This window comes from Limosilactobacillus reuteri subsp. porcinus (genome assembly GCF_036621895.1).
In the GTDB taxonomy this organism is placed as follows: Bacteria; Bacillota; Bacilli; order Lactobacillales; family Lactobacillaceae; genus Limosilactobacillus; species Limosilactobacillus reuteri_J.
In genome coordinates, this window is sequence record NZ_LN887389.1 from 1 (window position 1) to 13,995 (window position 13,995).

A 13,995-nucleotide genomic window follows, 5' to 3' on the forward strand; every position below is an offset into this window, starting at 1 on the left:
GATATCTATCGTAAGGCCTTCTACCAAGAGATATCACAGCTCCATCAACTAATAATCAATTGGTCAGTATTATTTATTTGAGTCTAGTGGCTAACTTATTCTTGAAATTTAGGATACGTAAAAAATTCCCCTTTGCACCTCATAATTCTAAAATAGTGGTACAGTAAAAATGTATCTTAACCTTAGGAGGCTTAGATTATGACTGATAAAATTGTTACTGCAGAAGAAATGCGACATTACGATTCTTACACCATTAATACAATTGGTATCCCTTCCCTTGTGTTAATGGAACGGGCTGCCTTAGCCGTTCGCGATGAAATTTTACATGCTTTTCCGATTGCGCTAAAAGATGTGGTAGTAGTAGCTGGCAGTGGAAACAATGGCGGGGATGGAATAGCCATTGCACGCTTGCTTCATATTGCTGGTGTCCATGTAACAATCCTCAATATTGGTAATCCTAAGCATGCATCTGCTGAACATCAAACACAAGAAAAGATCGCGCACTATTATCAAATTCCTGAAACTTCTGATCTCGCTGTCCTTAATAAGGCAACATTAATTGTCGATGCCATGTTTGGAATCGGAATCGATCGCGCAGTAAAAGGAGCTTATGCCGACGCGATTAATGCGATCAATAACACTGATGCGGTTGTCGTTGCAGTAGATATGCCATCAGGAGTTAATACTGATACTGGAGAAATAATGGGAACTGCTGTCAGAGCTACTACAACCGTAACTTTTGCCTATAATAAGATCGGCTTAACCAAGAATGACGGAAAATATTACGCAGGAAATGTTGTCGTTGCAAATGATATGGGAACCTATGCAGTAGACTGATTGGAATATTATTTACCGAGCCGTTTTGCTATTAATCGCTGAATATTAATATTATTATAATAAGTGACGAACGTTTCAGTGAACTAATTTGGAGGTAAATAATATGTCAGAGTTAACAACCAAATTATTTATAGATGTTAAAAATTTTGAAAAATACCAATCAATGTTAAAGTGCCAAGTACACATTGAAGAAGAACGTCATGGTGATTATTGCTTACCAGGTTTTCCTGATCGTCACAATTTCCACCGTCTTCTCCGGATTTTGCGTAAACATGATGACGGTTTAACTAGCAAACAACTAATTTACGACTTCGATTACCGGCCAAGTGACCTTGAAGATGCTACCAAGGCATTAGTAACAAACAATTTGGCAAATACCACCCCAATTAACGAGGAAGACTACAAAATTCGGCTTAACACTGAAGGTATCGAGGTTGCTGATAATTTGCTAAAGCGTCGTGACAAGATTGCTGAAGCCGCTTACCACACATTGAGTGAAAATGAACAACGAGAATTAGACCGTCTTGTAAACAAGCTAATAGAGGATTATGCAAACCGCGACGTAAATTACAACGCCCTTGGCAATATTTGCCGTTAAAATGGTATCCAATCAAAAAACAGCGACTAAGAGAATTTGCTATGATCTCTTAGCCGCTGCTTTTTTAATGGCGTCAAGCCTTATCAGAAAGGCACTTTCCCGCTTGCGTTTATTTTAGTTATTTCAAATATTCTGCCGGATTTGCTACAAAATCGCTCACTTTAATAGTTTTTGCATCCTTAGTAGCAGCATTCTTTAGTTGGAAAGTTCCTTCTTCAACTTCACGAGCACCAAACACTGCAAAGTACTTCGCGTTACGACGGAAAGCTTCTTTGATCTGCTTACCAACTTTTACCCCGCTGTAATCTTTATCAGCCACAATTCCTTGCTGACGAATTTTACTGAGGACTTCAAATGCCATTTCATCTCCTTGCTGATCAGCACTAGCAAAGAAGACATCTAGTTGGTCTTGAGGAGCAAATGCAGGATTTTCTTCTTGGAGTAAGAGCATTAACCGTTCAACACCCATTCCGAAGCCAATTCCACCTTCTTCAGGGCCACCAAGCTGGCTAATCAACCCATTATAACGGCCCCCTGCACAAACAGTCGTGTACCCACCACCAAATACTGGTGAGTCTGACATAATTTCAAAAATAGTATGGTTATAGTAATCTAGTCCCCGCACCATATTGGTATCAATTTCAAAATCAATTCCTAATTTATTTAATAGGGCCTGCACTTCGTCAAAGTAAGCTTGTGACTCTTCATCAAGGTAATCAAGGATTGATGGAGCTTCTGCAACAATCTTCTTATCACCTTCATCTTTACTATCAAGTACACGCAATGGATTTTTGTATAAACGTTCTTGAGAGTCTTTACTCAATTCATCATAGTGAGGCTTCAAATAGTTAATTAATGCTTCACGGTAGTCTTCACGAACCTTCTTATCCCCAAGAGTATTAATAACTAATTTAACATTTGGTACCCCAAACTTCTTAAAGAGAGCCATTGCCATCGAAATAACTTCCACATCAATTTGTGGTGACTCATTGTTTAATGCTTCAACCCCAATTTGGTGAAATTCACGTTGTCGCCCTGATTGTGGTCGTTCATACCGGAACATTGGCCCCATGTAATAAACTTTATAAGGTTTAGGATGTTCTGGACCATAGAGCTTATTTTCTACGTAAGCCCGTACTACTCCAGCTGTTCCCTCTGGACGTAATGCAATATGCCGATCACCCTTATCATGGAAATCGTACATTTCTTTTTCAACAATATCTGAAGTATCGCCCACATTCCGTGAAAAAACACGGTAGTCTTCAAACATCGGTGTTCGAATTCCACGGTATCCAAACTGGTTAAAAACTTCGCGCGCATTTTGTTCTACTTTTTCCCAAATGCTTGTAGTTCCTGGTAAGATATCTGCGGTTCCCTTTGGCTTTTGATAATCCATATGTTTCCCCTTTCGTTACGTATAAAAACAAAAGCCCTCTAAGACTTTAATAGCCTTAGAGGGCGATATTCATCACTGTTCCACCTCTATTTTACAGTAACCTCACAGTCACTGCCTCATGGAGTTGCGTTAACTCCTGACGATAACGGAATCACCGGAACAGACTACTAAAATTCATCCTTTCAGCTAGTAGAGGTGGATCATGTCTGCTCCCAGCTCTCAGCTCAACTGGATCTCTGTCAATTACACAGGCACTTTGTTTCTACGTCAATGCTTTTATAATACATTAGTGATTTTACCATAGCTTATAGATTTTGGGTATCATTTATCCAAATTAAGCCGTCGCTGAACTCGGTGTAAATGCCATAAATAAAGACAGATAATAATCAAAGTACCGGTCATTAGACAAAAGACTGAAATAAACGAAAATTGATAACTTCCTTTTTCAATGACAAATCCACCGTACAATGGACCAATCGCCCGTCCAACCGACATCATAATATTAAGCAGTCCTTGGTAATGTCCAGCTTCATCAACATTAGTCAGTTGCGCAATCCAAGCAGGCAAGCCAGCAAAACTGGTCATTTCACCAATTGTTAAGATTACAAAATCAATAACAAAAGCTGTCAGGATCCGAGCAAAAATTAATAAGAGGAAGGATAAGGCAAAAATAAAGATTCCCACAATAATTTGCGTCGATAACCGAACGTAGGGACTTAACTTATTAACAAGTGGTTGGCCGATAATAATTAACACCCCATTTAATGTCCATAACATACTATAGGCATAGAATGGGATCCCCATGTTTGTCATATGGACTGCCATTACACTTTCCCATAAAGAGTAACTTAAATGAACCGTAATATAGTTTATGAGGATAAACCAAACTAAGATGATCCATCGCGAATGTAATTGGCGGGAAGCATGATAGTGTTCTTGTATCTCTGAATTATCTTTAATTGCATCTACAGCCACATTAAATGTTAAAACTACTACTAACATTAACAAGGCATAAAAGATTGTTGCTACAGCAAAAACTACCACTATACTAATCGGCAGAAGAACGCCAACCAGCAACGTTCCAATCACAACCCCAATATTAAAGGCCATATAAATATAATTAAAAACATAGCGGGAAGAATGATCGCTAACCAACGTCCCATAAGAATTAACAATCGTGGCATTGATTCCATCACCAAAACTATTAATCGTAATTAGGACAGCATACCAGGGCCAACCATGAATAAAGATCAATAAGAATATCGCTAGCGTTGATAGACTAACTCCTAAAATGGCTGTTTGATATTGCTTCCAATGGTCAAACAACCATCCTCCTAAATAATTTCCCATCATCATGGCAATTGACATTATTAACATTACAAAGCCAGCAGTTGTCAAAGTTTGCCCAAGGTAATTATGAAGATACATAGTTGTAAGCGGCCATAAAAAAGCTGCCCCAGTGTTGTTTAACAGACTTGCAAGGGCAACCCATTTTAATTTTACTGTTTGCTGTTCCATTTTAACGTTCAGATACCATATCAGAGGAAGGTACACGTAAGAGCGTATAGGTTACAGCACTATGATTTGCTTTTAATCCTAAACCATTAATAACCGTATTTTTATACTTTACATCCATTACTGCTGCAAAAGCATGTCCTGTCTTGGCATCCTCTTTTTCTAATTGCTTTTTATCCCATGGCAAAGCACTCGCATCTAAGGTAACTATCCGTGATCCATCAGCAACTGATCCATACCGTGAATTTGTTGTGTATTTATCATTTCCAGCCCAGTACGTATATGACACAATTGGGTGCTTGCCGCTTTTACTCCGGGTCGCTAAAACATAATAGAAGTCATCTGAATTATTTCCCATTTGAAGTGGACGATAAGTGATTGAAGTCTGTGTTTGTTGATGATTATTAATGTCAACTGGACGGAAAAATGTGAGATATGACATCCCCCCGAGCCAACATAACGAGACAACTAATAAGATCACGTAACGGATCACTAAATTTAATTTAAATACTTTTTTTGTCTTCGCAATCAGCATTAATTGTTTAACACGGATATAGTGGATTACATAACAAAAAAAGGCAATTGCACATATCCACGATAGCCATCCTAGCCAATTCCAACTCATAATTTTCAATACTCCATTCTCTAAATTATTTACTATGATTATCACACAAATTGATTCACTTGTCGTTAAATCTTAATAACAAACAAATAAATTTAATAAAATAACTACAAGGATAAGTTCAAACTGTGCTAAACTAATTTTTGGTAACAAACTGTGTCTTGATTTAGAATAAGAGATAAGGTTAGTATTATTTAATAATATACCTACTAAGGAGGAATGTTTTCATGGACAATTTGAGTGAGCTTGCTCAAGAATTGATTAACTTTGAGCGTGAAAATGACTTAAATGATAATGAAGTTGCTTTCGGCAGTCATTTATCTGTTGAACGAATTCACGAAATTAAATCATCCAATACCCCAGTAACTTCAGAGGAAGTCGAATTGCTTCAACGGTTCATGCAAAGTAAGTAACATAACCATTCATGCCATTGTGGCAAAATCAAAATTTAATACCTTCTAAAGCAGAACTAATAATATTTCTCTGCTCTAATCTAAAAAAGGATCTAAAAGAAAACATTACTTTCTTCTAGGTCCTTTTTCTGCTTATTTTGGTTGATAAAATTCAACCGGAACAAGTTTAGTTTCTATCTTTTCATGAGGTGTTTCTATTCGCTTCATTAAGGTCTCAATTAATTCTTGTGCCAACAATGAAATTGGTTGGATTACTGTTGGAAGATAAGGCGCTACTTTCCGAATTAATCGCGAGCCATCATAACCTGTAATAAAAAAGTCTTTATTTATTTGCTTTCCTGCCTGGTAGTAAAGATTGCTAATCGTTAATGCTTGAACGTCATTAGAAGCCAGCACTCCATCATAATTACCAGGGAACGTAGCCTCAAGATCCAAATGCTGGATAGCTAAAGGTTCAAAATCTCGTTTTTGTTTGTTCAAAAAATCAAGTGCCCCTTGAATTCGATTGATGGTAGGCGAAACAGAAGTATCTTCATCCACAATTACCGCTAAGTGTTTTACATCATGTTCTACTAAATACTTCGCTGCTAGTTCACCCCCATGATAACTATCAGCTGCAACAATTGGAATATTGTCAGCAAGGTATCTGTCAAAAGAAACAATGGGAGCAGTAAGTTGATGATATTCCTCTATTCCCAGATTATGAGAACCCGAAATAATCCCATCTACTTGATTTGCCATCAACATATTTAAGTATTCATGCTCTATTTCCGGATTTTGTGCCGATGATGCAATAATTGTTTTATAACCCTTTTTAAATAACTCATGTTCAAGCTCATTTGCTAATTCTGCAAAAAATGGATTAATTAAATTAGGAAAAATCAAGCCAACAAACTTAGATGGTTTCCCCTGCATCGCCCGTGCCAAGGCATTTGGTTGGTAATTCAACTCTCGCATCGCCGCATGGACCTTATTAATCGTCTTTTGACTTAAAGAACCATAATTATTGATTACTCTTGAAACAGTAGTTACTGAGACCCCCGCTAATTGAGCAACATCTTTTAACTTAGCAACCATTCTAAAACTCCTTGATTAATTTCGTTTAAGTTATTCCATTATTATAGCTCACCACATTTGAACAATCGACGGTTACTTTAAATATAATTTTAATCGCTATTTTCACAAAAATGTGTCCTATTACATATGTTTAATTTATCATTTATCTAAAAATATTTTTCATTTGATAAAACATGTTTTGTGAAGATGATAATTATTGATTTTATGATATTTTCTCCCCAGTTTTAAAGAATTTCACTTGTTTTTTACCTTCAAATTAAATTGACGCTAAAGAGAATTAATGCTAGTTTATAGGTAGTTGAATCTTTAGAACTTCTTAAACTTTTTGACCTTTTTGATATTATTTTAATTTATGAAATGATTAATAAACCACTTTTAGGAGTAATGTTTAGGAATTTCAAATATAACTTAAGGAGTCCCTGCCAATGAATCGTCAATCTAATAATGATCCATCAACCCATTTTAAAATGTACAAAAGCGGAAAAAAATGGGTCTTCGCTGGATTAACTGCTGTTACCTTATTAACTGCTAGCGGCGCTGTTGCTCATGCTGATGATGCTTCAGTTTCTTCTGCAGAGCCTGCCGCCGCTACTACTGCCAATACACAAAATAATACAAATAGTACCGCTGATTCTTCTGCTGCCACTCAAAGTACATCAAACAGCGTCTCAACAGGAAATAGTGCTACTTCTAATGCCAGTCAAACTGTTGCCAGCCAAACCGCAGCAGATTCAGCTTTAGCACAATCTGCTGAAGCTAAACAAGCTGCTCCAAAGGCTGCTAGTGCCGTTGCTACATCACAAGAGAACTCAACAACAGATTTAAGCGCCCTCCATTTCAGTAATAACGCTTCACAACAAGCATTCATCCAAAGTGTTGCTCCTGGTGCAATCCAAGGATGGAATGAATACAAAGTTCTCCCTTCAATTACAGTTGCCCAGGCTATCGTTGAAAGTGGTTGGGGCCGTTCAGCCTTATCAACCCAGGCCCATAACTTATTTGGAATTAAGGGTTCCTATAATGGAAATTCAGTTGTAATGCGTACACGGGAAGTTTATGGTGGCCGGAGTGTTTACGTTAACGCCAATTTCCGGGCCTATGCTAACAACTCCGAATCAGTTACTGACCATGGTCGCTTTCTCAATGTAAATAGTCGTTACCGTAACTTACTTGGTGACACTAACTATGCATCTGTTGCAAATAAGCTTCGGCAGGACGGCTATGCTACCGATCCAAGCTATGCTAGTACCTTAATTCGTTTTGTTCAGACATATAACTTAAATCAGTTAGATGCCGTTGCCCTTTCTGGGAAAGTTGTTACGAATAAGCAAACTGAAAGTGCTCAAACTCCCGAAACTAATGTAACTGTTTCAAACACTGGATACTACACGGTTAAGGGCGGAGACACCTTATCACGCATTGCCGGACAGTTTAATACAACTGTAAATAAACTCGCCACTTTAAATGATATCCACAATGTTAACCGTATTTATGTTGGTCAACGGCTCTTGGTTCGTCAACCTGCTGAACAACAACAGCAACAAACAACCCCTAAGCGAACTGAAAACAATACTACCACTAATAGTAATACATACACCGTTAAAAGTGGCGATACCCTTTCAGGAATTGCTGGCAAATTTAACACTACTTATACTCAATTAGCTCAGCTCAATCATATTAGTAACCCTAATGTGATTCATGTAGGGCAAGTATTAACGCTTCATCAAACTACAGCTCAAAATACTACTAACCATCAAGAAAGTCAGCAAAATAAACAAGTTACTACTAGTGCTAATGGCACCTACACCGTTAAGAGTGGCGATACCCTTTCACAAATTGCTGCTCGTTTTAATACCACAACATCTGCATTAGCTTCAACTAACCATATTAGTAACCCTAATTTAATTGAAGTTGGTCAACAATTACGAATTAACAATAGTGCTAGTGCTCAAAAAACCACTTCACGTCACTCCAATACTAACAATGGAAATTACGTAGTCCAAAGTGGTGATTCATTATCAAAGATTGCCGCTTATCATGGCTTAAACTGGCGATCAATTGCAGCTAAAAATAACATTCAAAGTCCATACACAATCTTTGTTGGACAACGTTTATCACTTTAGTCAAGTAATTATTAAATTATTATATGATATAAAGCAAGAAGTATAAGAAAATCTATGCTTCTTGCTTTTTTGTTTTAAAAAAATTCTTTTCTGTTCTAGAATAAAGGTAGGCAGTTTATTATTACGCGGTTAATATTCACTAAATTACTATTAGGGAGTTTATAGAAAGTAAGTGATATTTATTGTGGTAGACCGTTGGACAACAGATATTCCAAATGTTAATAAAATCAGTCAATTATTTAAATTACTAGGGAATCCTAAAAGATTACAATTATTATATTTGCTGATTCAACATTCGATGAGCGTTTCAGAAATTAGTATGAAGTTGAACTGGGAACAATCGGGGGTTTCTCACCAACTGCAACTATTGAGAAAATATAATTTAGTTCAACAACGGCGAGAAGGGAAAACAGTTATCTATCATTTAGAGGATCCGCAGGTAATGACCTTGATCGCTGATGTATTAAGTCATGCAGAAAAAATCATCTAATAATTTAGTGAATATTCTTTGGGATCCCCCCATTGAAATAAAAGAAAGGCGTTTAGAACTCATCCTAAGCCAAACTTAGACGATGACTTCTAAACGTCTTTTCGTTAGTTAACAAATTTAATTTCTAATCGTTCATTTTCTAAAACTCCTTTTACAATCAATGACTTGCCATCATAGAACTGATGCTTATCTAACCAAAACCCAAGATGTGCGTGACTATAAAACTTAAAACTATACCGCATTGCATTATTCAGTTTACTAACCCGCAACACACCTTGTGAGCCATCGGAACAAGTAACATTTTGTGATTGATTATTATCATGAACATAAATTATTGTCATTCTTCTCGCCTCCGTTTTTATTATATCCTATTTTTGGACTACCTAAAGGATTTTTAAGCAAAACAAAAAAGCAACAACTTCAGCTATAGGAAAGTTGTTGCTTTTTAACTAATCTGCAGCTAATGCATCAATTGGATTAAGGTTTGCCGCCCGGCGTGCAGGAAGCAATGCGGCAATAAACGAAATTACAATCGCAATTACAATTGCAAAGATTACATTTCCAACAGTAATTTGCACAATATTATATTTAATCAAGCCATACAGAGCGTGGTTAATAATAACCGTTACAACTGCAACAATTAGCAGTGCAAGAATTGCGGAAAACAGTCCAATAAAGACAGATTCAGACGTAAATAATTGGCGAATATCTTTCTTTCGTTCACCCAAGGCTCGCAAAATACCGATTTCTTTTGTCCGTTCCGAAACTGACATGTACATTGTCACAATAATCATTAATGCCGACACAAGTAATGAAATTCCTGCAATTGAAGCAAGAACCGTGGAAGCAAGACTAACATAAGTATTAACAGTTTTAAGGATCGACCCGACTGTAATCGCTCCTAATATCCGTTTGTTATTACTACCACGAAGATTGTCGATCTTATTCGCTACTCCTTGAACATTGTCAAGATTTGTTACATTAACGGTTACAAAATTAGCAGCAGTAGAGGCATTCGCTTTTTGAAGCAGTGCACGCATAGTGGAATAAGTAATTGAAGTCCCGGCACTCGCACCTTCTGTAATCCCTGCTACCTTGAAGTTTCCAGAAACGGGAACTGGATTATTATTGGCATCTATCCATGTAAATGAAAGACGGATAATTTTACCAACCATTTGCTTATAATTTTTGGCACTTGATAATTGGATTGCTTGTTGCTTTGTAAGAACGATTTCACCATTCTTGGGTTTATGCCCCTGTTTAATTGAATCACTAGTAATTGCCTTACTCCAGGTACTTAGTGAAGTCCCACTTTGCTTTTTTCCATTATAATCAAGCTGAAAGGCGCTCACCATAATTCCCGGCTGGACAGACGACACATTATCAAGCTTTCGTAACCGGTCAATATTATGGTCACTAATCGTCATTGATTGAGGATCAGCCGCCATCGTTTGTCCTAACGATGATTGAATTTGTTCCTGGGTCATCTTTTTACCAGTTGTGTTTTTAAATACGGTAATTGCCTGCGGATTAGCAAGAGAGTTAATTTGATTTTGAATGTAACCATTTATCCCATTACCTAAACCACTAAACAAGAGTACGGCAAAGATACCGATTGCAGTTCCAAGCATAATTAACGAATTACGCCAAAAGTTATAGGTCAAATGTTTAAAAGCCGTTCGGTAGCTCGCCATCGCCGGTAAAACTCGTGGAGTAATCTCTGTTGGGTCTTCTGGAATCGGATAAACAGAACGCAATCTTTCATCGCCGTCAATTTTTCCATCAGCTAAATGAACAATTCGTGTCCCATTATCCGCTACTTCCTGGGAGTGAGTAACAGCGATCACTAGTTTCCCATCACGAGCAATTTCGTCTAATAATGCTAATACTTCTTTGGTATTCTGTGCATCTAAGGCTCCTGTAGGTTCATCAGCAATAATAATTTGCGGGTCACTTGCTAATGCTCGGGCAATCGCTACCCGTTGCTTTTGCCCTCCTGACAAATGGTTCGGATGCTTTTTTACTTGTTCACTTAAACCAACCTTATCTAAGAGTTCCAACGCGCGCTTTCGCCGTTCTTCCTTAGTCAACGTTGTCATATCCAACGCAACCAAAACATTATCCAGCACCGTCAAGTGAGAAATTAAGTTATAGGACTGATAGATATAACCCACCGTCGCGCGCCGATAGCTATCTAGTTGCTTTTCTTTTTTATGATCGAGGATTTTACCATTTACGAGGACTTCACCTTCAAAGTTACGATCAAGGCCCCCAATGATATTCATTAAAGTGGACTTTCCACCACCTGATTCCCCAAGGATGGATACAAATTCTCCCCGATCAAACTGCAAGTTAATTCCCTTAAGAACTGGAAATTCCTCTTTATCAAGATAATATGATTTATATATGTTTTTTAATTCTAAAAAAGCCATTGCATCCTCCCCTTTACTATTTATTTAGTCCGTCTATTATAGCAAGGTTCGTTATAAAAAAGGCTTTTTGCTCATAATTCTTTAACATTACTTATATTATTGATCTGTGGAATTTTTACTTAACGTAAGTTTCCCATCGGCTAACTCGTAAACATTATCTGCATATTCACGTAAACGTAAATCATGGGTTACAGCAATCACCGCTTTCCCTTTCTTTTTAGCCAGATCTTGAAATAATTGTCCCACTGACTTTACTAAATTACTATCTAAAGCTGCTGTTGGTTCGTCGGCAAGAATTATCTCAGGATTGGTATATAGAGCACGCGCAATCGCTACCCGCTGGTTTTGACCTCCTGACAATTCAGCAGGGTATTGCTTGAGCAGTTTTTTTATCGCGAGTTTTTCCGACAGTTCATCAAAAGCTGCCGATGAAATATTACCGTTCTTCTTTATGCGATCAACAAGTTTAAATTGATCAGCCACATTTAGATAGGGTAGCAAATTATACGACTGAAGAATAAAACCAATCTTCTGTAAGCGCAGTTCATCACGTTTTTTAGAAGATAACTTTTCAATATCAATTCCATCAATTAATACTTTTCCTGAAGTAGGTGTTTGTAAACCGCCCGCAATTGTTAAAAAGGTACTCTTTCCTGATCCAGAAGGCCCTAAAATCAAATTTAATTCTCCCGCTTTAGCAGAAAAATTAACATCTTTAAGAACATGGACACGGCTAATTCCCTCGCCATAATATTTGTTAACATCTACTAACTTCAATTTTGACATAACATTTGCCTCCCATCTTAATTCAAGGCCTGTACTGGGTCAATTTTAATAATCATTCGCACTGGTAATAATGAACCAATCATCCCAAGAACTATTAATCCTACTGCCATTAAGCTAATTAGTGGCCAATTCATAATAACTGGGACCGACATTGGAATCGCTACACTTGTAATAAGGGTTAAAAGAATCCCGCCAATTACTCCACAAACCATTAGGAAAATTGATTGAGTAACTGTTGCAAGAATTAAGTGCCGCGCAGGAATTCCTTGAGCGCGCATAACTGCATAATGACTTATTTTTTGCATAGTCAGAATATATAAGAAGACCGCAATTACAATTAACGAAATTACCATTAAGAACCCAATCATAAAAGTAAAGGTATTATTTTGTGCTGAATATCCCGGTAGCTTATTAATATATTCGTTAACAGTATAGTGTTGGAGATCAGGGTAAGAACTTTTACTAAGCTTATGGTCAGAAAAGAGTCCGCTAGCAACGGCCGAACTATTTAATCCTCTCAGTTCCCGCCAAACTGGCAAACTACCATATACGACGGGCGCAACACTAAATTTAGCGTCATTAACAAAACCAACAATCTTATATTTCTCATTTTGAGAATTGATTGTCACTCGATCTCCTAAATGATATCCCTTTTTGCTTAAACTCTTATCAACAACAATTTCGTTATTTCCCTTAGCTTGACGGCCACTTGTAATCTTGATCTTTTCCCGGGAAATAAATTGGTCAGGATCTAAACCGATAAATTGAGCACTTTCTTTACTTGCCCCTTTTTCTTTAAGAACTACTGGTGCTTGCCCAACAAGCGCAACATTCTTTTGATCCTTACCTGCTAGTTGATCGCGAGTGATAATCGATTGTCCAAGGTTATCATTACTATTTTTGTTTAGAAAAACAGTTTCCGTACCCCACTCTTTAATGGCAGCATCATTTTCATTTTGCAATCCCAACATCATTCCCATTAAGAAAAACATTAAGTAACTAATCAAAACAATCATGGCAACGATTAATCCGTAATGCAGCTTTTCATGTTTTATTTCTTTTAGTGCTAAAAACATATTCTACCTCCTACTGCAATAGTGCAGTTAGTGCCTTGGATAGCCGTTCAATTGCTTCACCTTGTTTATTGGGATGAAGAAGACAATCCTTAATTGTTTCATGACTTAAAACCATTACACTCCATTCTTGAGCACTATGAATTTTAATTTGCGGTTGTGTATTATCACGTAACAATCCTTCATTTGTTTGAAAGTGTAAACGCATAAAATCGCGGTACTTGCTTCCGTTGATTTCATCTACAAAATCTTTAATCTGATTAACATAATCACTCGCAGCTAAAATGTGGTTAGCCCGGGTAATTGGTGTATGGATTTCTAAAATTGCCACTTGGTAAAGATACTGATACGCCTCCGTTAAATCCGCAAAATACTTATAAAATGCTCCTCTGGCGATTCCCGCTTGCTTTACAATTCGTGCAACTTGAGCACTTGCTAAGCTATGTTGACTAAATTCTGTTAGTAATGCGTTAGTAATAAGTTCTTTTTTCTGTCGATTTAAATTTTTAAATGTTGTACTTGGCATCTTAATTCCTCCACCGCATCGTGACACCGTGTCACTGTGAATGTATTTTATACATTATCATCAAAGTGACACTGTGTCAATTATTAAGCCCGAAATGTCAATTTAAG

General features: G+C 37.2%; 14 protein-coding genes. 5 read left to right on the forward strand and 9 right to left on the reverse strand.

The genetic code is table 11. The annotated features are described in order from the left end of the window. The first annotated feature begins 198 nt into the window (after window positions 1-198). Window positions 199-837 (forward strand): NAD(P)H-hydrate epimerase, encoded by a 639-nt coding sequence (locus AACL61_RS04515; RefSeq protein ID WP_102816916.1) that lies wholly within the window; start codon window positions 199-201, stop codon window positions 835-837. Between the two features lie 103 nt (window positions 838-940). Continuing rightward, window positions 941-1,435 carry a helix-turn-helix domain-containing protein gene (locus tag AACL61_RS04520; RefSeq protein WP_102816917.1) on the forward strand — a complete coding sequence of 165 codons (495 nt, stop codon included), beginning with the start codon at window positions 941-943 and terminating at the stop codon, window positions 1,433-1,435. A gap of 118 nt (window positions 1,436-1,553) precedes the next feature. Here the strand turns inward: AACL61_RS04520 and hisS are convergent, their stop codons facing one another. The 3 genes from hisS to AACL61_RS04535 form a co-directional block, all read right to left on the reverse strand. After that, complete coding sequence (hisS, locus tag AACL61_RS04525) at window positions 1,554-2,831, reverse strand: histidine--tRNA ligase (protein ID WP_339111035.1); 1,278 nt, start codon at window positions 2,829-2,831, stop codon at window positions 1,554-1,556. Between the two features lie 321 nt (window positions 2,832-3,152). Further along, entirely contained in the window at window positions 3,153-4,349 is a 1,197-nt protein-coding gene (locus tag AACL61_RS04530) for an MDR family MFS transporter (protein WP_339111036.1), read from the reverse strand. A 1-nt stretch (window position 4,350) separates the two neighbouring features. Beyond that, window positions 4,351-4,971: an LVIS_2131 family protein gene (locus tag AACL61_RS04535; RefSeq protein WP_102816920.1), complete on the reverse strand. Its 621-nt coding sequence runs from the start codon at window positions 4,969-4,971 to the stop codon at window positions 4,351-4,353. A gap of 224 nt (window positions 4,972-5,195) precedes the next feature. Here AACL61_RS04535 and AACL61_RS04540 point away from each other — a divergent pair, with 224 nt between their 5' ends. Beyond that, a complete protein-coding gene (locus AACL61_RS04540; protein ID WP_003665077.1) occupies window positions 5,196-5,381 on the forward strand; it encodes an LBP_cg2779 family protein in 186 nt (61 codons plus the stop codon). A 132-nt stretch (window positions 5,382-5,513) separates the two neighbouring features. Here the strand turns inward: AACL61_RS04540 and AACL61_RS04545 are convergent, their stop codons facing one another. After that, window positions 5,514-6,458, reverse strand: coding sequence for a LacI family DNA-binding transcriptional regulator (locus AACL61_RS04545; protein ID WP_003669344.1), 945 nt, complete (start codon window positions 6,456-6,458; stop codon window positions 5,514-5,516). Window positions 6,459-6,883: 425 nt separating this feature from the next. On the opposite strand from AACL61_RS04545, the gene AACL61_RS04550 reads away from it, so the two are divergent. After that, window positions 6,884-8,581 carry a LysM peptidoglycan-binding domain-containing protein gene (locus AACL61_RS04550; protein ID WP_339111037.1) on the forward strand — a complete coding sequence of 566 codons (1,698 nt, stop codon included), beginning with the start codon at window positions 6,884-6,886 and terminating at the stop codon, window positions 8,579-8,581. 172 nt (window positions 8,582-8,753) lie between these two features. Continuing rightward, on the forward strand, window positions 8,754-9,071 hold the full coding sequence (locus AACL61_RS04555) for an ArsR/SmtB family transcription factor (protein ID WP_003665080.1): 318 nt from the start codon (window positions 8,754-8,756) through the stop codon (window positions 9,069-9,071). Window positions 9,072-9,175: 104 nt separating this feature from the next. Here the strand turns inward: AACL61_RS04555 and AACL61_RS04560 are convergent, their stop codons facing one another. The 5 genes from AACL61_RS04560 to AACL61_RS04580 form a co-directional block, all read right to left on the reverse strand. Then, window positions 9,176-9,412: a hypothetical protein gene (locus AACL61_RS04560; protein ID WP_102816923.1), complete on the reverse strand. Its 237-nt coding sequence runs from the start codon at window positions 9,410-9,412 to the stop codon at window positions 9,176-9,178. A 108-nt stretch (window positions 9,413-9,520) separates the two neighbouring features. Then, window positions 9,521-11,503 carry an ABC transporter ATP-binding protein/permease gene (locus AACL61_RS04565; protein WP_102816924.1) on the reverse strand — a complete coding sequence of 661 codons (1,983 nt, stop codon included), beginning with the start codon at window positions 11,501-11,503 and terminating at the stop codon, window positions 9,521-9,523. 96 nt (window positions 11,504-11,599) lie between these two features. Further along, window positions 11,600-12,289 (reverse strand): ABC transporter ATP-binding protein, encoded by a 690-nt coding sequence (locus AACL61_RS04570; RefSeq protein ID WP_102816925.1) that lies wholly within the window; start codon window positions 12,287-12,289, stop codon window positions 11,600-11,602. A gap of 17 nt (window positions 12,290-12,306) precedes the next feature. After that, on the reverse strand, window positions 12,307-13,365 hold the full coding sequence (locus AACL61_RS04575) for an ABC transporter permease (RefSeq protein ID WP_020843410.1): 1,059 nt from the start codon (window positions 13,363-13,365) through the stop codon (window positions 12,307-12,309). Between the two features lie 10 nt (window positions 13,366-13,375). After that, a complete protein-coding gene (locus AACL61_RS04580) occupies window positions 13,376-13,888 on the reverse strand; it encodes a TetR/AcrR family transcriptional regulator (protein ID WP_102816926.1) in 513 nt (170 codons plus the stop codon). Between the last annotated feature and the right edge of the window lie 107 nt (window positions 13,889-13,995).

Bases quoted from the DNA above. Each gene is read 5' to 3' on its own strand.
- AACL61_RS04515 (WP_102816916.1), top strand. From the start codon at position 199: ATGACTGATAAAATTGTTACTGCAGAAGAAATGCGACATTACGATTCT.
- AACL61_RS04520 (WP_102816917.1), top strand. From the start codon at position 941: ATGTCAGAGTTAACAACCAAATTATTTATAGATGTTAAAAATTTTGAA.
- hisS (WP_339111035.1), bottom strand. From the start codon at position 2,831: ATGGATTATCAAAAGCCAAAGGGAACCGCAGATATCTTACCAGGAACT.
- AACL61_RS04530 (WP_339111036.1), bottom strand. From the start codon at position 4,349: ATGGAACAGCAAACAGTAAAATTAAAATGGGTTGCCCTTGCAAGTCTG.
- AACL61_RS04535 (WP_102816920.1), bottom strand. From the start codon at position 4,971: ATGAGTTGGAATTGGCTAGGATGGCTATCGTGGATATGTGCAATTGCC.
- AACL61_RS04540 (WP_003665077.1), top strand. From the start codon at position 5,196: ATGGACAATTTGAGTGAGCTTGCTCAAGAATTGATTAACTTTGAGCGT.
- AACL61_RS04545 (WP_003669344.1), bottom strand. From the start codon at position 6,458: ATGGTTGCTAAGTTAAAAGATGTTGCTCAATTAGCGGGGGTCTCAGTA.
- AACL61_RS04550 (WP_339111037.1), top strand. From the start codon at position 6,884: ATGAATCGTCAATCTAATAATGATCCATCAACCCATTTTAAAATGTAC.
- AACL61_RS04560 (WP_102816923.1), bottom strand. From the start codon at position 9,412: ATGACAATAATTTATGTTCATGATAATAATCAATCACAAAATGTTACT.
- AACL61_RS04565 (WP_102816924.1), bottom strand. From the start codon at position 11,503: ATGGCTTTTTTAGAATTAAAAAACATATATAAATCATATTATCTTGAT.
- AACL61_RS04570 (WP_102816925.1), bottom strand. From the start codon at position 12,289: ATGTCAAAATTGAAGTTAGTAGATGTTAACAAATATTATGGCGAGGGA.
- AACL61_RS04575 (WP_020843410.1), bottom strand. From the start codon at position 13,365: ATGTTTTTAGCACTAAAAGAAATAAAACATGAAAAGCTGCATTACGGA.
- AACL61_RS04580 (WP_102816926.1), bottom strand. From the start codon at position 13,888: ATGCCAAGTACAACATTTAAAAATTTAAATCGACAGAAAAAAGAACTT.